The organism is Paraburkholderia yinzeri (assembly GCF_046581065.1).
GTDB lineage: Bacteria > Pseudomonadota > Gammaproteobacteria > Burkholderiales > Burkholderiaceae > Paraburkholderia.
The window spans coordinates 1,920,584-1,938,530 of sequence record NZ_JBFOCJ010000001.1 but is presented as its reverse complement, the minus strand read 5'-3'; the positions used below and the strand labels follow the sequence as shown (position 1 = coordinate 1,938,530).

Here is a 17,947-nt window from a genome sequence, read left to right as displayed (position 1 = left end):
CTGTCTGTCGAAAGGAGTTGCAATTGTGCCGCGTAGCCGCACCTGCCACAAGCAACTGAAAGGCGGCGACCCAAAGGCCGCGCGGCGCGCGGTCCGGGTTTAGTGCAGTTGCTGGTAGATCTGCTCCGCGAGCGAGCGTGAAATGCCCTCGACGCTCGCGAGATCCTCGACGCTCGCCGCCATCACCCCGCGCAATCCCCCGAAGCGCGCGAGCAGACGCTGGCGGCGCTTCGCGCCCACGCCTTCCAGCTCCTCGAGGCGCGAAGTCTGGCGCGTCTTGCCGCGCTTCGCACGCATGCCCGTGATCGCGAAGCGGTGCGCCTCGTCGCGGATCTGCGCAACGAGCATCAGGGCTGCGCTCTCCTTGCCGAGTTCGAGCGGCGAGCGGCCGTCGGCGAACACCAGCGTCTCCAGGCCCACCTTGCGCCCTTCGCCCTTGGCGACGCCCACCAGCATCGCCGGATCGAGCCCCAGCTCCGTGAATACCTGGCGCGCGACCTCCACCTGCCCCTTGCCGCCGTCGATCAGCACGATATGCGGCAGCGTGCCGCCCGTCGCCGCGGGTTCGGCGCCCTCGGGGCTTGCCATCGGACCGGAGGCGTCGCCGCCTGGCTGCGCCGCGGCCTCGTCCGCCTCGTTCTCCGCCGCCTGCGCCACCATCTTCTCGTAGCGGCGCGTGAGCACCTGGCGCATGGCGGCGTAGTCGTCGCCCGGTGTGATGCCGGTGATGTTGTAGCGGCGGTAGTCGCCCGACTGCATCTTGTGATGGTGATAGACCACGCACGAGGCCTGGGTCGCCTCGCCCATCGTATGGCTGATGTCGAAGCATTCGATGCGCAGATGCGCGAGGTCGTCGGGTTCGAGCCCGAGCAGTTGCGCGAGCGAGCGCGTACGAGCCTGCTGCGAACCCTGCTCAGAAAGCAGCCGCGCCAGCGCGAGGCGCGCGTTCTGCTCCGCCATCGCAAGCCATGCGCGCTTCTGCCCTTGGGGCTGGCGCACGAGCGTTACCTTGTGGCCGGCCTGCTCGGTGAGCACCTCGACGAGTTCGCGGTTCGCGGGCGGATGGCTCACCACGAGCACCGGCGGCACGCGATTGCCGAAGTAATGCTGCGCGATGAACGCGTCGAGCACCTCGGATTCGATACCCGTCGCACGACGCTTGCGGCCCGCGGACGACGACGCCTCTTCGGCCGACGCCGCCTCATCGGTAACGTCATCGGTAACGTCATCGGCAGCTTCGTCGGTCTCGTCCGCCTCTTCACCGCCCACGCCTTGCGCCTCGGGCGGCAGGTCCGCGGCAATGGCGAGCGGATCGGGCATGGCCCCGACGGCGTCCATCTCGTCGGTCTCGCCTGCCGGCTCGCCATGCGGCGCGTCGGCCGCAAGGCCCGCGGCCGCTTCGAGCGCCCGCCTCGCCATGGCCGGCAGCGCGGTCAGCGCCGATGCCGCCAGCACGGCGTCGCCGTCCACTGCCTCCGCGACGCCGCCCTCCTCGTCCGTCAATACGCGTTCGACGTGCGCCGGGAAGTACGCCTTGTCGCCCAGATGCCGGCCGCCGCGCACCATCGCGAGGTTCACGCAGACGCGCCCGCCCAGCGCCACCACGGCGAGAATGTCGACGTCGCTTTCGCTGCCGGTCTCGATTGCCTGCTGGTGCAGCACGGTGGAGAGCGCGCTCATCTGGTTGCGCACGGATGCCGCCTGCTCGAATTTGAGCTCGGCGGCAAACGCGTGCATCTTCGTTTCGAGCTCCTTCATCACTTCGTTCTGCCGCCCGAGCAGGAACCGCGACGCGTTGCTCACGTCGCGGGCGTAGTCCTCCTCGCCGATCGCGCCGACGCACGGCGCCGTGCAGCGCGCAATCTGATGCAGCAGACAGGGCCGCGTGCGATTGCTGAACACCGAATCTTCACAGGTGCGCAACTGGAACACGCGTTGCAGGATCTGGATGCTCTCGCGCACCGCCGAAGCACTCGGGAACGGTCCGAAGTACTGGTTTTTGCGATCGACGGCCCCGCGGTAGTACGCCATGCGCGGGAACTTATGCCCCGTCAGCTTGAGGAACGGATAGGACTTGTCGTCGCGAAAGAGGATGTTGTAGCGCGGCGTCAGCGCCTTGATGAGGTTGTTTTCGAGCAGCAGCGCTTCGGCCTCGGAGCGCGTCACCGTGGTTTCGATGCGCACGATGCGCGTGACCATCATCGCGATGCGCGGCGAAAGCAGCGTTTTGGTGAAATAGCTCGATACGCGCTTCTTCAGATCTCGCGCCTTGCCGACGTACAGCACCGCGCCCTGCGCGTCGTAGTAGCGATAGACGCCAGGCAGGTGCGGCAGTTGCGAGAGCGCCTTCTTGGGGTCGAAAACGTCGGAGTCGGTCATCCAGTAGTCGGGTATTCGGGGGGAGGGCTGTCGCCCGTCTCAGCGCGTTCAGGTCGGCCACGCACGGGCCCGGCGGTGTCTTAGAATTGCAAGTTTAGATCATTCCGCGCCGGGCCGAACCGCGCTCGGGGGACGAGCGTGTCCGTGCTCGCCGTCCGCCGCGCGAGGCACGAAACACCCCCACCGCACCGCCCGGCCCGCCCGCCATGACCAACGCCATGCTGCCCACCGAAGCCGACTCCCCCTCCACCGTCGCCTGCGACATCTTCTGCGCGGTGATCGACAACTTCGGCGACATCGGCGTCTGCTGGCGTCTTGCCCGCCAGCTCGCCAGCGAGCACGGCTGGGAGGTGCGCGTGTTCGTGGACGACCTGCACGCGTTCGCGCGACTTTGCCCCGCGCTCGACATTGCCCGCGCGACGCAAACCGTCGAGGGCGTCGTCGTCGAGCACTGGCACGCGCCCACGCATGCCGGCGAGACGCTGCAGATCGCCGATGTCGTGATCGAGGCGTTCGCCTGCGAACTGCCGCCCGTCTACGTCGCGGCAATGGCAGCGCGTACGCGCACGCCGGCGTGGCTCAACCTCGAATACCTGAGCGCCGAGGACTGGGTCGCCGACTTCCATTTGCGGCCCTCGCCGCATCCGCGCTATCCGCTCGTCAAGCACTTCTTCTTTCCGGGGCTCGGGCCGGGAACCAGCGGCGTGCTCAAGGAGCGGGATCTCGACGCCGCCCGCCTCGCCTTCGAAAGCTCGGCCGAAGCGCGTGCAGCCTGGTGGCACGATACGGCCGGCGCACCGCCGCCAGCACCCGATGCGACCGTGATTTCGCTCTTCGCCTACGAGAATCCGGCCATCGACAGCCTGCTCGCCCAGTGGCAAAACCACGCGACGCCTGTCGTGCTGCTGGTCCCGCAGGGCCGCATCTCGGGCGCCGTGGCGCGCTTCTTCGGCCTGCATGCGTTCGAGCCCGGTGAGCAAGCAATGCGCGGGGCGTTGCATGCGCACAGCCTCGCCTTCACGGAGCAGCGGGGCTACGACCCGCTGCTGTGGGCGAGCGACCTGAACTTCGTGCGCGGCGAAGACTCGTTCGTGCGCGCGCAGTGGGCGGCGAAGCCGTTCGTCTGGCACATCTACCCGCAGGCCGACGACGCGCATCTTCCCAAGCTCGATGCCGCCCTCGAACACTATGCCCGGCCGCTGTCCACCGCGGCACGCAGCGCGCTGGAGGCCTTCTGGCACGCGTGGAACGGCCGCGGCACGCCGGACTGGCCCACGTTCGCACACCATTTGCCCGATTTTTCGGCGCGGGCCGCAAGCTGGGCCGAGGAACTCGCGCGACCCGGCGACCTCGCCGGAAATCTCGCCGAATTCGCAAAAACTCAGTTAAAATAAGCGGTTATCCGACGGCAGCCGTCTCAAGCGGGTTGACTGCAAGGTTCACTGCAGCGATTCAAGACGGCAACTCCCTCGAGCATCCCGCCGCAACCGCTCCCTTTTTTGGAGCGTCCTGCGAACGCGCTTGCGACGTTTGCCGTCGAGCACACTGAAGCTATTTAATCTGGACAGGACTGTTTTATGAAGACCGCACAGGAACTCCGCGTCGGCAACGTCGTGATGATCGGTAACGACGCCATGGTCGTGCAACGGGCCGAGTACAACAAATCGGGCCGTAACGCCGCCGTCGTGAAGATGAAGTTCAAGAACCTGCTGACCGGCGCCGGCATGGAAACCGTGTACAAGGCGGACGACAAGTTCGACGTCGTCGTGCTGGACCGCAAGGAAGTGACGTACTCGTACTTCGCCGACCCGATGTACGTGTTCATGGACGCCGACTACAACCAGTTCGAAGTCGAAGGCGAGATGATGGGCGACGCCCTGAACTACCTCGAAGACGGCATGGGTTGCGAAGTCGTGTTCTACAACGAGAAGGCCATCTCGGTCGAACTGCCGACCACGCTGGTGCGCGAAATCATCTACACGGAACCGGCCGTCAAGGGCGATACGTCGTCGGGCAAGGTCATGAAGCAGGCCAAGCTGAACACGGGTTTCGAGCTGCAAGTGCCGCTCTTCTGCAACATCGGCGACAAGATCGAAATCGACACGCGCACGAACGAGTACCGCAGCCGCGCGTAAGCGCCGCCTCGGGTCGCCGCTTCTGGCCATACTCACCGGCGGCGCCGCGTTCATGCGCGGCGAGTGGATCCGGCAGGAAAGCGCCCTTTGGGGCGCTTTTTCTTTTTTTCCCAAGCGTGTATGTTTGTGAATGCCACGGGAAGTCTTTACCGGTCCGCGCCGCGCACGGGAATCATGCGGCGCGCCGGGAACGCACCATCCGCGGCACGGTTTCTGCTGTGCCGGGTTCAGTCCTCGCGGGACATGAACCCAATCAGGAGAAACCCATGAACAACGACATCGCAGAAGGCAAGTGGAAACAGTTGATCGGCAAGGCCAAGGCCGCCTGGGGCGAGCTGACGGACGACGAGCTGATCAAGGCCGAAGGACATGTCGACCGGCTTGCCGGTCTGATCCAGGAGCGTTACGGCAAGACCCGTGACGAAGCCGAGCAGGAAGTGCGGCGCTGGGTCGAGGCACATCGGCCGCGCAACTGACGCGCCCTGGCATGGCTTGCACGGGCCGTCTCCCTGCCGGATGCATTTTGGGGGTAGTACGGCCGCGTGGCGCGGCCTCCCGTCCGGCATTGCCGGGGGAGGCCCCGCGCGCCGTCGCCATTCTGGAGGACCGGATCTGAAACGTCTGCATCGAGTTTGCCCGCTGGACCCTGACGCTCCGTGCCGCGCCCTGCACGGCGCGCCGCTGCGCATCCGGACTGTGCGGCGGGCGCTTGCGCCTGATTGCGTCTGATTCCGCCTCCAATTATCCGTAACGCCGCCTCGCCATGCCACATGCCCTGATTGTCGAAGACGATCCCAACAGCCTGTCCGGCCTGTCCGCGATCGTGGCCGCCGACGGCTTCTCCGTCGATACCGCGGCCACGCTCGCCGAAGCCCGAGCCGCACTCGCGCGCTTCATCCCCGACGTCGTGCTCGTCGATCTGAATCTGCCCGACGGAAGCGGGCTCGAACTGCTCCCTCACCTGCCCGCGCAACCCAGCGGCGCCCTGCCCGTCATCGTCATGACCGGCAACGCCACGGTCGAAAGCGCGATCGAGGGCCTGCGCCACGGCATCTGGGACTATCTGCTCAAACCGGTCAACATTCCGCGCCTGCGCAGCCTGCTCGCGCGCATTCCGCGCCCCTACGAGCTCACCGAGGAAGTCCGGGTGCTGCGCTCGCTGCTGCGTCAGATCGGCCGCTTCGGGCCCATGCTCGGGCGCAGCAGCGCGATCCAGCGCGTGTACGACACGCTCGAGCAGCTTGCGCCCACCGAAGCCGCGATCCTGATCCAGGGCGAAGCCGGCACCGGCAAGGAAGTCGCGGCGCGCACGCTGCACCAGTTGAGCCGGCGCCGCAAAGCCCCGTTCGTGGTGTACGACGCCCGCGCGGTCGGCTCGGAAGCAGCGAACGGCCGGCCGCTCGCGAGCCTGCTGTTCGGCCACGAGCGCGGTGCATTCGAAGGCGCGGAACAGCGCGAGCCGGGACTCGTCGGCGAGGCGAGCGGCGGCACGCTCTTCATCGACGAACTCATCGACCTGCCGCGCGATCAACAGACCGCCCTCCTGCGCGCGCTCGATTCCCAGACCTTCATGCGCGTGGGCGGCAGCAACGAGGTCGGCACGGACTTCCGTCTGATCGCGGCCACGCGCGCCGTGCCGCGCGACGCCGTCGCGCAGGGCCTGTTGAACGAGGAACTGTGGCTGCGCCTCGACGCCGCCGCGCTCATGCTGCCGCCGCTGCGCGAACGCGAGGAAGACGCGGCGCTGCTTGCCGCAGCCTGCGTCGACGAGTTCAATCAGGAGGCCCACGCCCGCGGCGGCGCGGCGACACGCCTGATCGCGCCGTCGTTCATCCGCGAGTGCCTGGCCTACGACTGGCCCGGCAACGTGCGCGAACTGCAGGAGCGCGTGCGGCTCGCCTGGGAAGCATCCGGCGACGTGCTGGAGACCTTGCAGGCCGAAGAAAGCAGTGGCGCGCGCCCGCGCGACGTGAACGGCGGCCGCGTCCAGGTCACGGTGGGCACACCGCTCGCCGACGTCGAGGAGATGCTGATCCGCGCGACGCTCGACGCGGTGGGCGGCACGCGGCACCGCGCGGCGTCGCTGCTCGGCATCAGCCCGAAGACGCTCTACAACAAGCTCCAGCGGATGCGCCTGAACTGAACGCAAGCCCACTGCTACCGGTGTGGAAATGCAAATGGCCGCCCGAGGGGCGGCCATTTGCATTCAAGCGTTCCAGTTTTACGGCAGCACGCTGCGCAACAACGTCTGGGCCGACAGATATGCGGGTTCCGCGATCAGCCGGTCCCAGCGCAGCGCCTTGCCGCGCGGACGCAACCGCCGGATGCGTTTCGCCGACTCGAGGCGCATGGCGCGCGACGGCTCCACGACGCGCAGCGAATCCAGCACTTTCTCTGCCTCGTCGGGCTGGTTGCAGATCAGCACCATGTCGCAGCCCGCTTCGAGCGCGGCGCGCGCGCCCTCGGTCAGCGTGCCGCCCTGGCGTGCAGCCTCCATCGAAAGATCGTCGCTGAAGATCGCGCCCGTGAAGCGCAGCTTGCCGCGCAGGATCTCCTGCACCCAGATGCGCGAGAACCCGGCCGGCTTCGAATCGACTTTCGGATAGATCACATGCCCCGGCATCGCGGCGGCGAGCGAAAGGCCGAGCCAATCGTAGGGCATCGCGTCTTCGCCGAGGATCGCCTCGAGTGGCCGGTCGTCGATCGGCACCGCCACGTGCGAGTCGGCCTGGGCCCAGCCGTGACCCGGGAAATGCTTGCCGCAGTTCGCCATGCCCGCCAGCGAGAGACCGTGGTTCAGGCTCTTCGCGAGCAGCGTGACGACGCGCGGATCGCGATGAAACGCGCGGTCGCCCACGACCTTCGACTGGCCATAGCCAAGATCGAGTACGGGCGTAAACGAGAGGTCGATACCGCACGCGAGCAGTTCGCTCGCGAGGATGTAGCCCACGGCCGTCGCGAGCTTCGTCGCGAGCAGCACATCCTTGTCCCACAGTTCGCCGAGGCGCCCCATCGCGGGCTGCACCGTGAAGCCGTCGGTGCGAAAGCGCTGCACGCGACCGCCTTCGTGGTCGACGGCGATCAGCAGGTCGTCGCGCACGGCGTGAATCGCGTCGGTCAGCGCGACGAGCTGCGCGCGGTTTTCGTAGTGGCGCGCAAACAGGATCACGCCGCCGGTCATGGGGTGGGCTAGGCGACGCACATCGTCGTCGGTCAGCGTCTTGCCGACCACGTCGAGCATCACCGGTCCAGGGAGTTTCTTCATTGAGTCTTCTTGCGTAGAAGCTGCGCGACGGCGGCCGCGCAGCGGGGAATTCGGCGGACCTGTCAGCCCGCGGATTTGCTGGTTTCTGCGATGACGAACGACACCGCGTAATCGTGCTCGTCGCTGATCGTCACGCGCATCGTGATGCCACGCTCGTCGAGCCACTGCGCGAGCGGCCCGGAGGCGACGATCACCGGCTTGCCGCCGGGCTCGTTGAGCGTCTGCACCGAGCGCCAGGTCATGGGCATGTGCATGCCGAGGCCGATCGCCTTCGAAGCCGCCTCCTTGGCCGAAAACCGCGTGGCCAGATAGGCGAGCCCGCGGACGGCCGAGCGCGCCTTGCGCGCCTCGTACACGGCCAGCTCTTCCGGACCGAGCACGCGCGCGGCAAAGCGCCCCTCGGTGCGCTCCATGACCGCCGCGACGCGGCTGACCTGAATGATGTCGGTACCGATGCCGTAGATCGCCATGGGCTCCTCGTCGAAGTGCGGCTGCGCGCCGTGGCGCGGCCGTTGTGGCATGACCGTCGCGCCGGATTACGCGCGCGCGCCGAGACGCGCCGCGACCATGATCGCCTTCATCTCGCGAACGGCATTTTCCCAGCCCGCGAAGACGGCGTGCGCCACGATCGCGTGACCGATGTTCAGTTCGTCGATGCCGTCGATGGCGGCAATCTGCTGCACGTTCGTGTAATGCAGCCCGTGGCCCGCATTGACCTTGAGACCAAGACCGATGCCGCAGTTCACGCCGACCACCACGCGCTCGTACTCGCGCTCCTGCTCGCTGGCGTCATGGGCTTCGGCATAGCGGCCGGTATGCAGCTCGATCACGGGCGCGCCGGTCTCGTGCGCCGCGCGGATCTGCGTCTCGTCCGGGTCGATGAAGAGCGAGACGCGGATGCCCGCGTCCGCCAGTTGCCGGCACGCGCCGCTCACGGCATCGAAATGGCCGGCGACGTCGAGACCGCCCTCGGTCGTCAGTTCCTGGCGCTTTTCGGGCACGAGGCAGACATCCTGAGGCTTGATGTCGCAGGCAATGTCGAGCATCTCGGCCGTCACGGCGCATTCGAGGTTCATGCGCGTCTTCAGCAGCGGGCGCAGCCCGCGCACGTCGGCATCGACGATATGGCGGCGGTCTTCGCGCAGATGCAGCGTGATGACGTCGGCGCCCGCGTCTTCGGCGAGCAGCGCCGCGCGGATCGGATCGGGGTAGGCGGTGCCGCGCGCGTTGCGCAGCGTCGCGACGTGGTCGATGTTCACACCGAGATCGATCACGTTGGGAGAGGTGAGAAAGAAGCTCATAGATTCTGCAGGTCGATCAGGATCTGGCGCGTCGCGAGCGGCGTGCCGCCAAGGTAAGTATTCAGCAGGAAACGCATCAGCGCCTTGCTCTGCGCGACGGTCTGGGGACGATGGTAATCGTCCTGCTCCATGTCGAGCAACGTCTGTCCCGCCAGCACCGGCCACTGCGCCGGCCATTCGTCCGACGCCTCGCGCACGCCGCGCTCGGGGTCGAACACGTAGCGGCCTTCCGCCACGACGGTCTTCCGGTTCACCGTGCGGTTCAGCGCCAGCGCATAGCCGGTCTCGCGCAGCAGCACGCGCTCGAAAGAGCGCAGAACCTGCACCGGCGGCTCGTCGTGCGCGAGGCGCGTGAGCGTCACGACATAATGGCGAAACAGGCTGGGATGCGGGTCTTCGCGCGCGCAGAACTTCACGAGCAGTTCGTTCACGTAGAAGCCGCACAGAAGCGCATCGCCGGTGAGCGGCAACATGCCGCCCACCCATTCGGCGCCGGTGAGCGTGCGGACTTCGCCCTTGCCGGTCCACGAGAGCGTGAGCGGCTGGAACGTCTGCAGCACGCCGCGCAGCGCCGAGTGCGGACGCTTCGCGCCCTTCGCGACAAGCGCGATGCGGCCGTGGTCGCGCGAGAGGACGTCGATGATGAGGCTGGTTTCGCGGTACGGGTAGCTATGCAGCACGAAGGCCGGCTGCTCGGCGACGCGGAAATCCGACGACACGCCGCGCGGCGCACGCGGCGCCGACACACGGCGCGCGGACTCGCCTTCGCCGTCGTCGCTCCGGGCCGCCGGCCGCGCTTTGGCGGCGCGCTTGCGGCGCGGCGCCGACGGTCCAGGCGCGGACGAATCAGCCGCGGCCGGTTTGGGCTCGGCCAGCGGCGCGGCCGGGACGTCCGCGTCGTCGCGCGAAGCGTCGACCGCTTCCCAGTCGTCGTGAATGCTTACGGCCTCGCCGTCATTCATACCCATAGGCGCGCAGCCCGGCTTCGTTGTCGGCCCAGCCGCTCTTCACCTTCACGAAGGTTTCGAGATAAACGGGACCGTCGAACAGTTTCTCCATGTCGAGCCGCGCCTCGGTGCTGATCTGCTTGAGCTTCGCGCCCTTCTGGCCGATCACCATCGCCTTCTGGGTGTCGCGCTCGACGAGAATCGTCGCGAAGATGCGGCGCAGCCGGCCTTCCTGCTCGAATTTGTCGATCAGCACGGTGCTCGTGTAAGGCAACTCGTCGCCGGTCCAGCGGAACACCTTCTCGCGCAGGATCTCGGCCGCGAGGAAACGCTCGCTGCGGTCGGTGAGATCGTCTTCGCCGTAGATCGGCTCGCCTACGGGCAGATACGGCTTGAGCGTTTCGAGCAGGTGCTTGATGTCGTCCTGGTTCTTCGCCGAAAGCGGCACGATCTCGCGGAATTCGCGCAATTTCTGCACTTCCTGGATGAACGGATAGAGCGTGGCCTTGTCGCTCACGCGGTCGATCTTGTTCGCGATCAGGATAGTCGGCGCGTTCGGCGGAATCAGATCGAGCACCTTCTGGTCGTCGGGACCGAACTTGCCCGCTTCGATCACGAAGAGCACCGCGTCGACGGAACTCAGCGTCGACGTCACGGCGCGGTTCAACGAGCGATTGAGCGCTGTGCTGTGGCGCGTCTGAAAGCCGGGCGTGTCGACGAAAACGTATTGCGCGTCGTCGATCGTGTTGATGCCCGTAATGCGATGGCGCGTGGTCTGCGCCTTGCGCGACGTGATGCTGATCTTCTGGCCGACCAGGGCATTCATCAGCGTCGATTTGCCGACGTTCGGCCGGCCGACGATCGCGACCATGCCGCAACGAAAACCGGCAGGAGTGGAAATGGGAGCGTTCATGATCGGACCGGACAAAAAAGCGTTGAGTGCAGCGACCGCGCGCGAGGCGCGCACGGGTTGGGATCAGTGGCCGGCATCGGCCGCGCGCACGGGCAGCGCGACAGCATGGTCCTCGGCCGCGGTTGCGGCCGGATGGGCGGAATGGCCAGGCAGTGGCGCTTCGGCGGCATCGCGACCGCGAGCCGCGGGCCGCGACTCGGCGGCCTGCGGACCGGTTTCGGCGCGCTCGGCGGTACGCGGGCCGCCCTTCTCCTTCTCGCCCGGACGTTCCTGCACGTGCGCCGCGCGAATGACGGCGACAGGCGCCGCCTGCGGCGGCGGAACACGATCGATTGCCTCGGCCGGCGCGGGCTGGCGCTCGCTGCGCTGGGCACGCTCGCGGCGCTCCGGCGTACGCAGATCGAGCGCGCCCTGCACGCCCGTCACGCCCGGCACCACCTCGGGCTCCGCGCGTGCGGCGCGCGCGCCCTTCGAGCGGCGCGGCCTTGCGGCCAGCGCCGGCGCCGCCGCCATGACCTCGTCCAGCGCCTTCTTGGCCGCGGCTTGTTCGGCGGCGCGACGGCTCGCGCCCGAACCGGACACCTTCACGTCCAGCTTCGGCACCGTGCACTCGACTTCGAACTGCTGATTGTGCGCCGCACCATGCGTCGCGATAACCGTGTAGGTAGGCAGTGCGATCTTGCGGCCCTGGAGATATTCCTGCAGCAGCGTCTTCGAATCCTTGCCTAGCGTGCGCGGGTCGATGTGATCGAGGATCGGTACATAAAGACGCTTGATGACGGTCTGCGCGGCGTCGAAACCGCCATCGAGGAAAATCGCCCCGAAAATGGCTTCCAGCGCGTCCGCGAGAATCGACGGGCGGCGAAAACCGCCGCTGCGCAACTCGCCTTCGCCCAGGCGCAGGCCGTCCGCAATATTGAGGGCCTGAGCAATTTCGTAGAGCGACTGCTGTTTGACCAGGTTCGCGCGCACGCGCGAAAGGTCGCCTTCGTCCAGCTTGCCAAAGCGTTGGAACAATAGGGCCGCCACCGCGCAATTCAGGACCGAATCGCCGAGAAACTCGAGGCGTTCGTTATGCGTGGCACTGTGACTACGGTGGGTTAAAGCCTGGCGCAACAATTCCGCATTGCGAAATTCATAGCGCAACCGGCTTTCCAGCGGAGATAGGGGCATGGACAGAGTATAACGCGCCCGCCCGTCCCGGCGAAAACCCGGGGCGGCCGGCGAAAAAGCGTGGATGTTGCGAGGTTAGCGCGGTTTCTTCAAGTGGCGCGCGAAGACTTCGCGCGTCTCGATGACAGGGTCGTCACTCGAACGGACCGATGCGCTTCAGGCTGCTGAAGTTCATCCAGATGAAGAACGCGCGGCCGACGACGTTCGCGTCGGGCACGAAGCCCCAATAGCGGCTGTCGGCGCTGTTGTCGCGGTTATCGCCCATCATGAAGTAGTGGTCCGGCGGCACCTTGCAGATCACGCCGCGCGCGTTGTACTGGCAGTTGTCGCGATACGGATAGTCTTCCGCGCCGATAATGAACGGCGGCACCGCGGGGTTGTTCAGGATGTTGTTCTTGCGGCCGTCGAGGTCTTCGGTGAACTGCTTCGCATAGCCGATGCGCTCTTCGTCGAAGTAGTCGGGCTGCGCCGTCTCGGGCACGGGCTTGCCGTTGATCGTGAGCTGCTTGTCCTGATATGCGACCACGTCGCCCGGCAGGCCGATCACGCGCTTGATGTAGTCGACCGACTCGTCCATCGGGTAGCGGAACACGACCACGTCGCCGCGCTCGAGCGGACGGCCCTGCGTGATCTTCGTATTCGTGATCGGCAGGCGGATACCGTAGTCGTACTTGTTCACGAGGATGAAGTCGCCCACGAGAAGCGTGGGCACCATCGAGCCCGACGGAATCTTGAACGGCTCCACGACGAACGAGCGCACGAGAAACACGATCAGGATCACGGGAAAGAAGCTCGCCGTGTACTCGAGCCACCACGGTTGACGCAGTTTCTCGTTGCGCAGGTTCTGACGCGTGACGGCCGCATTTTCGTCGGCGAAGCGCTCGCCAACGCGCGCCTGCTGGCGATCGAACTCCGCGACCGCCGCATCGGCGGCGAGGCGCCGGCGCGGCACGAAAACCAGTTTGTCAGCAACCCATGCAATGCCCGTCAAAACCACGAGCACAAAAAGGATCAGCGCAAAATTCATGTAGTTATCCGTTATTCAACGTGATGCGTCTTATTTGTCTTCGACGCGCAGGATCGCAAGGAAGGCTTCCTGCGGAATTTCCACGGAGCCCACCTGCTTCATCCGCTTTTTGCCTTCCTTCTGCTTTTCGAGCAGCTTCTTCTTGCGCGTGATGTCGCCGCCGTAACACTTGGCCAGCACGTTCTTGCGCAGCGCCTTGATGTTCTCGCGGGCGATGATGTGCGCGCCGATGGCCGCCTGGATCGCCACGTCGTACATCTGGCGCGGAATGATCTCGCGCATCTTCGCCGCCACTTCACGGCCGCGGTACTGCGACTGCGAACGGTGGACGATGATGGACAGCGCATCGACCTTGTCGCCGTTGATCAGCATGTCGACCTTCACCACGTCCGAGGTGCGGTACTCCTTGAACTCGTAGTCCATGGACGCATAACCGCGCGACACCGACTTCAGGCGGTCGAAGAAGTCGAGCACGATTTCCGCCATCGGGATCTCGTATGTGAGCTGGACCTGGCGGCCGTGGTACTGCATGTTGATCTGGCTACCGCGCTTCTGCGTACAGAGCGTGATGACCGAGCCCACGTATTCCTGCGGCATGTACAGGTTCACCGTCACGATCGGCTCGCGAACTTCGGCGATCTTCGAGGGCTCCGGCATTTTCGCCGGGTTCTCGACCTTGATCGTGCTGCCGTCCTGCTGCACGACCTCATACACCACGGTCGGCGCCGTGGTGATGAGGTCCATGTCGAACTCGCGCTCGAGCCGCTCCTGCACGATTTCCATGTGCAGGAGGCCGAGGAAGCCGCAGCGGAAACCGAAGCCGAGCGCCTGCGAAACTTCGGGCTCGTACTGCAGCGATGCGTCGTTGAGCTTGAGCTTTTCGAGCGACTCGCGCAGTGCGTCGTACTGGTTCGCCTCGACCGGATAGAGACCTGCGAACACCTGCGGCTTCACTTCCTTGAAGCCCGGCAGCGGCTCTTCGGCCGGCTTCGTGGCATGCGTGACAGTGTCACCCACCTTGGTCGCGGCGAGTTCCTTGATGCCGGCAATGATGAAGCCCACCTGCCCGGCCGAGAGCTCGTCCAGATTGCGCGACTTCGGCGCGAACACGCCGACGTGCTCGACCGGATACTGCGCACCGGTCGCCATCAGCTTGATCTTGTCCTTCGGGCGAAGCGTGCCGTTGACGATGCGCACGAGCATCACCACGCCGACGTAATTGTCGAACCACGAGTCGATGATGAGCGCCTGCAGCGGCGCTTCGGGATTGCCCTTCGGCGCCGGCACCTTCGCGATCAACGCTTCGAGCACGTCTTCCACGCCGAGGCCGGTCTTCGCGCTGCAGCGCGTGGCGTCGGTCGCGTCGATGCCGATCACGTCCTCGATTTCCTCGATCGCGTTTTCGGGGTTCGCCGCGGGCAGGTCGATCTTGTTGAGCACCGGCACGACTTCCACGCCGAGCTCGATGGCCGTATAGCAGTTGGCGACCGTCTGCGCCTCGACGCCCTGGCTCGCGTCGACGACAAGCAACGCGCCCTCGCACGCGGAGAGCGAACGGCTCACCTCGTAGGAGAAGTCGACGTGGCCCGGCGTGTCGATGAGGTTCAGGTTGTAAATTTTGCCGCTACGTGCCTTGTACGAGAGCGCAGCAGTCTGCGCCTTGATGGTGATGCCGCGCTCGCGCTCGAGATCCATCGAGTCGAGCACCTGAGCTTCCATCTCGCGGTCGGACAAGCCGCCGCAAAGCTGGATGATGCGATCGGCGAGCGTCGACTTGCCATGGTCGATGTGCGCAATGATCGAGAAGTTACGAATATGATCCATTCAGTGCCGATCAAGCGAAAAAGGCGCGCCCCAACGATTGCTGGGCACGCCTCGTAAACAGATGAAAAACCGGACTATTTTAGCCGAAAAGGGGTGCCGACGGCAGGTTTCGGCGTATCAGGCACGCATCCCGAGCGCCTCGCGCAGGCGCGTTTCGTCAAGGCGATAGCGACAAAGCTCCACGCCGTCGCATACGAGAACCGGTACGAGCTCGTCGTAGCGCGCCTGCAGCGCAGGGTCGGAATCGACGTCGATCACGTCCACCCGCGCCCCGGCTGCCGCGGCCAGCGGCTCGACCGCCGCGCGCATTTCCTCGCAAAGATGGCACCACGCGCGGCCGTACAGCACGAGCTGCGGCACCACCGCGCGCGGCAAGGTCACTTCTGCCCCGCACTGCGCGGCCGAAGCGGCACGAACTGCGTATTGTCGCCGCGCCGCACGAGCACCGCCACCATCTTTTGCGGATCGAGATGCGAGGTGGCTTCCTCGAACTGCTTCGCGCCCGTGATGTCGGTGTCGCCCACGCGCAGAATGATGTCGCCCTTCTGCAGTCCGGCGCGGGCCGCCGGGCCATCGACCGAATCGACCTGCACGCCGCCCTTGATCTTCAGTTGCGCGAGCTGGTCGGACGGAATATCGACCACCGCGAGACCGAGCGCGTTCGCAGCCCGCGGCTTCGGCTGCGGCGCCGACTTCTCGTCGGCCTTCGCGGTCTTGTCGCCCTGCGTTTCGGCAATCGTGATCGGCAGGTCGCGTGTTTGACCCTTGCGCCATATCGTCACGGTCGCTTTGGTGCCGGGCTTCGTGTCGCCGACCATGCGCGGCAGGTCGGTGGCCGTATCCACGGACTGACCGTTGAACTTCAGAATGATGTCGCCCGGCTGGATGCCGGCCTTGTCGGCCGGGCCGCCCGACTCGACGCTCGACACCAGCGCGCCCTGCGCCTTCGGCAGGCCGAGCGAATCGGCCACGTCCTTTGTCACTTCGCCAATCGCCACCGCAATGCGGCCGCGCGTGACCTTGCCCGTCTTTTCGAGCTGGTCGGCCACGCGCATCGCCTCGTCGATCGGAATCGCGAACGAAATGCCCATGAACCCGCCGGTGCGACTATAGATCTGCGAGTTGATGCCGATGACTTCGCCCTGCATATTGATGAGCGGGCCGCCCGAGTTGCCGGGGTTCACGGCGACGTCGGTCTGGATGAACGGCAGATAGTCGCCCGTGTCGCGCCCCTTGGCGCTGACGATGCCCGCCGTCACGGTATTCTCGAGTCCGAACGGCGAGCCGATCGCGACGACCCATTCGCCGACGCGCAGCTTGTTCGAATCGCCGATAGTCACGGCCGGCAGGCTGTTCGCCTGGATCTTCACGACGGCGACATCGGTGCGATCGTCCACGCCGACGAGCTTTGCCTTGAACTCGCGCTTGTCCGTGAGCGTGACGTAAATGGTGTCCGCGTCGTCCACGACGTGAGCGTTCGTCATCACGTAGCCGTCGCTCGACAGAATGAAGCCCGAGCCGACGCCGCTGTTCTGCTCGCTATCGCTGCCGCTGTCGGGAGGTGCCGCATCCTGATCGCCGCCCTGGCCACCCTGGCTGCCCTGCCCGCCCTGGCTACCGTGAGGCGACTGCCCCTGCGGACTCTGCGGCAGCGGAATACCGAAGAAGCGACGGAAAAACTCCGACATGTCGCCGTTGTCCATACCCGGCGGCAAGCCAGGCTGTGCGGAACTCACGCGCGTGGTCGTGCGGATGTTGACGACGGAAGGCCCGACCTTGTCGACGAGATCGGTGAAGTCGGGCAGATTGGCAGCGGGTGCCGCCGACGCCACCTGCGGCGCGAACGGCAGGCAAGCCGCAACCACCGCGGCTGCGAAGAATTTGCGCAGCGGGAGAATCGTCATATCGTAGTCAGCCGAAGGATTTACCTGGGAGCCTTGTATTCTATGGCAGACGCGAACTGCTGCAACGTGGTCTGGGGCACCTCGCCGAGCACGGTAATCCAGTAATCGCCGCGGCGCTTCACGAGCACATGGGTTGCCCCGTTGCTGCCCGAGCCTTCCTTGCGGCTATTGTTCTCGGCGGGCTCGACGAAAACGGAAATCGCGGCGAGACCGTCGGAGAAGACGGCCTGATCCACGGGGATGGGCGGGTCGTTCGAATCCCGCGCGGCCATCGGACGGCGCAGTTCGCGGATCTTGTGGAAGCCGGGGACGGGCGAGCCGAAACTCCAGCCTTGCGCCTCCATGTCCACCGGCTCCAGCGGCGGATGCACCACGGTCCAGCCGGCGGTGTTCATGCCGTTGACGATGGAAGCCTTGTCCGACGGCACGCCGATCTGGACCTGGGTGAACGACAACTGCTCGAGCACTTGCCCGTTCGACGGATCGAGCGTCTGCGCGCGCAGCAGCAGTCCGGTCTTCGCGTCGGCCCAGAGTTTGTAGGCAAAACGATAGCCGTCCTTCGGATCGAGTTCGACGATCTGGCTGTCGATGCCCGCGACACGATCGCCGCCGAGCGCCTTCGGCGTGTAGACGATCAGGACCTGAGCGCCACTGGAGCTGAGGAGCGCCGGGAAGGCGTCCTTGTTCTGGCGCTTCTCGACCACGCAGAGCTTGCGCTCGGGCACGAAGGTATAAACGTCGTCGTTGTGGCGCAGCAGCTTGCGCGGCTTGCCGTCGAGGCTTTCGATCTGCTCGTACTCGCCGTCGTTCTTCGTGGCGTAGTGCGTGATATGCGACGACTGTACGAAGGCCCCGCGTTGATAGACAAAGGTGCCTTCGTAATTCTGCTGCTGGGCGGCCTGCTGGATGCGGTCCAGCCATTGGGCCGCACCCTGAGGTGTGGTGAGATCGGCCGCCGGCGCGCCTTGCGCGTCGGCCCGGTTGGCCACAGACAGAGCGGTCAGCATTACGGCCACACAGCACAGGAATGCCGGCAGCCGCCCCCAGAGTGTCGTTTTATTGAACCGCAATGTCTGCAT

16 protein-coding genes are annotated in these 17,947 nt (G+C 65.9%); 4 read left to right on the top strand and 12 right to left on the bottom strand.

Annotation, left to right across the window (positions count from 1 at the left end):
* Nucleotides 1–99 precede the first annotated feature (99 nt).
* Entirely contained in the window at nt 100–2,379 is a 2,280-nt protein-coding gene (gene uvrC, locus WJ542_RS09290) for an excinuclease ABC subunit UvrC (RefSeq protein ID WP_411189027.1), read from the bottom strand.
* Nucleotides 2,380–2,585: 206 nt separating this feature from the next.
* On the opposite strand from uvrC, the gene earP reads away from it, so the two are divergent.
* The 4 genes from earP to WJ542_RS09270 all read left to right on the top strand — a co-directional run bounded on the left by earP (nt 2,586) and on the right by WJ542_RS09270 (nt 6,657).
* Nucleotides 2,586–3,773: an elongation factor P maturation arginine rhamnosyltransferase EarP gene (gene earP, locus WJ542_RS09285; RefSeq protein ID WP_411189026.1), complete on the top strand. Its 1,188-nt coding sequence runs from the start codon at nt 2,586–2,588 to the stop codon at nt 3,771–3,773.
* 183 nt (nt 3,774–3,956) lie between these two features.
* Nucleotides 3,957–4,514, top strand: coding sequence for an elongation factor P (gene efp / locus WJ542_RS09280; protein ID WP_411189025.1), 558 nt, complete (start codon nt 3,957–3,959; stop codon nt 4,512–4,514).
* A gap of 266 nt (nt 4,515–4,780) precedes the next feature.
* The gene (locus WJ542_RS09275) at nt 4,781–4,990 is read left to right on the top strand and encodes a CsbD family protein (RefSeq protein ID WP_411189024.1); all 210 of its coding nucleotides are present in this window, start codon (nt 4,781–4,783) and stop codon (nt 4,988–4,990) included.
* A gap of 287 nt (nt 4,991–5,277) precedes the next feature.
* Nucleotides 5,278–6,657: a sigma-54-dependent transcriptional regulator gene (locus tag WJ542_RS09270; RefSeq protein ID WP_411189023.1), complete on the top strand. Its 1,380-nt coding sequence runs from the start codon at nt 5,278–5,280 to the stop codon at nt 6,655–6,657.
* A 78-nt stretch (nt 6,658–6,735) separates the two neighbouring features.
* On the opposite strand, the gene nagZ is transcribed toward WJ542_RS09270, so the two are convergent.
* The 11 genes from nagZ to WJ542_RS09215 form a co-directional block, all read right to left on the bottom strand.
* Nucleotides 6,736–7,779: a beta-N-acetylhexosaminidase gene (nagZ, locus tag WJ542_RS09265; protein ID WP_411189022.1), complete on the bottom strand. Its 1,044-nt coding sequence runs from the start codon at nt 7,777–7,779 to the stop codon at nt 6,736–6,738.
* Between the two features lie 62 nt (nt 7,780–7,841).
* A complete protein-coding gene (gene acpS / locus WJ542_RS09260; RefSeq protein ID WP_411190510.1) occupies nt 7,842–8,249 on the bottom strand; it encodes a holo-ACP synthase in 408 nt (135 codons plus the stop codon).
* A 66-nt stretch (nt 8,250–8,315) separates the two neighbouring features.
* On the bottom strand, nt 8,316–9,080 hold the full coding sequence (gene pdxJ, locus WJ542_RS09255) for a pyridoxine 5'-phosphate synthase (RefSeq protein WP_411189021.1): 765 nt from the start codon (nt 9,078–9,080) through the stop codon (nt 8,316–8,318).
* Nucleotides 9,077–10,048 carry a DNA repair protein RecO gene (recO, locus tag WJ542_RS09250; RefSeq protein WP_411189020.1) on the bottom strand — a complete coding sequence of 324 codons (972 nt, stop codon included), beginning with the start codon at nt 10,046–10,048 and terminating at the stop codon, nt 9,077–9,079. Before recO ends, pdxJ begins: the two co-directional genes overlap by 4 nt.
* A complete protein-coding gene (gene era, locus WJ542_RS09245; RefSeq protein WP_411189019.1) occupies nt 10,035–10,940 on the bottom strand; it encodes a GTPase Era in 906 nt (301 codons plus the stop codon). Before era ends, recO begins: the two co-directional genes overlap by 14 nt.
* 63 nt (nt 10,941–11,003) lie before the next feature.
* Nucleotides 11,004–12,113 carry a ribonuclease III gene (gene rnc / locus WJ542_RS09240; protein ID WP_411189018.1) on the bottom strand — a complete coding sequence of 370 codons (1,110 nt, stop codon included), beginning with the start codon at nt 12,111–12,113 and terminating at the stop codon, nt 11,004–11,006.
* A 133-nt stretch (nt 12,114–12,246) separates the two neighbouring features.
* On the bottom strand, nt 12,247–13,140 hold the full coding sequence (lepB, locus tag WJ542_RS09235; RefSeq protein ID WP_411189017.1) for a signal peptidase I: 894 nt from the start codon (nt 13,138–13,140) through the stop codon (nt 12,247–12,249).
* Nucleotides 13,141–13,170: 30 nt separating this feature from the next.
* Nucleotides 13,171–14,964 (bottom strand): translation elongation factor 4, encoded by a 1,794-nt coding sequence (lepA, locus tag WJ542_RS09230; protein ID WP_411189016.1) that lies wholly within the window; start codon nt 14,962–14,964, stop codon nt 13,171–13,173.
* A 117-nt stretch (nt 14,965–15,081) separates the two neighbouring features.
* Nucleotides 15,082–15,345: a glutaredoxin family protein gene (locus WJ542_RS09225; protein WP_411189015.1), complete on the bottom strand. Its 264-nt coding sequence runs from the start codon at nt 15,343–15,345 to the stop codon at nt 15,082–15,084.
* On the bottom strand, nt 15,342–16,868 hold the full coding sequence (locus tag WJ542_RS09220; protein ID WP_411189014.1) for a DegQ family serine endoprotease: 1,527 nt from the start codon (nt 16,866–16,868) through the stop codon (nt 15,342–15,344). The genes WJ542_RS09225 and WJ542_RS09220 overlap by 4 nt, the downstream gene beginning before the upstream one ends.
* Before the next feature lie 20 nt (nt 16,869–16,888).
* Nucleotides 16,889–17,947 carry a MucB/RseB C-terminal domain-containing protein gene (locus WJ542_RS09215; RefSeq protein WP_411189013.1) on the bottom strand — a complete coding sequence of 353 codons (1,059 nt, stop codon included), beginning with the start codon at nt 17,945–17,947 and terminating at the stop codon, nt 16,889–16,891.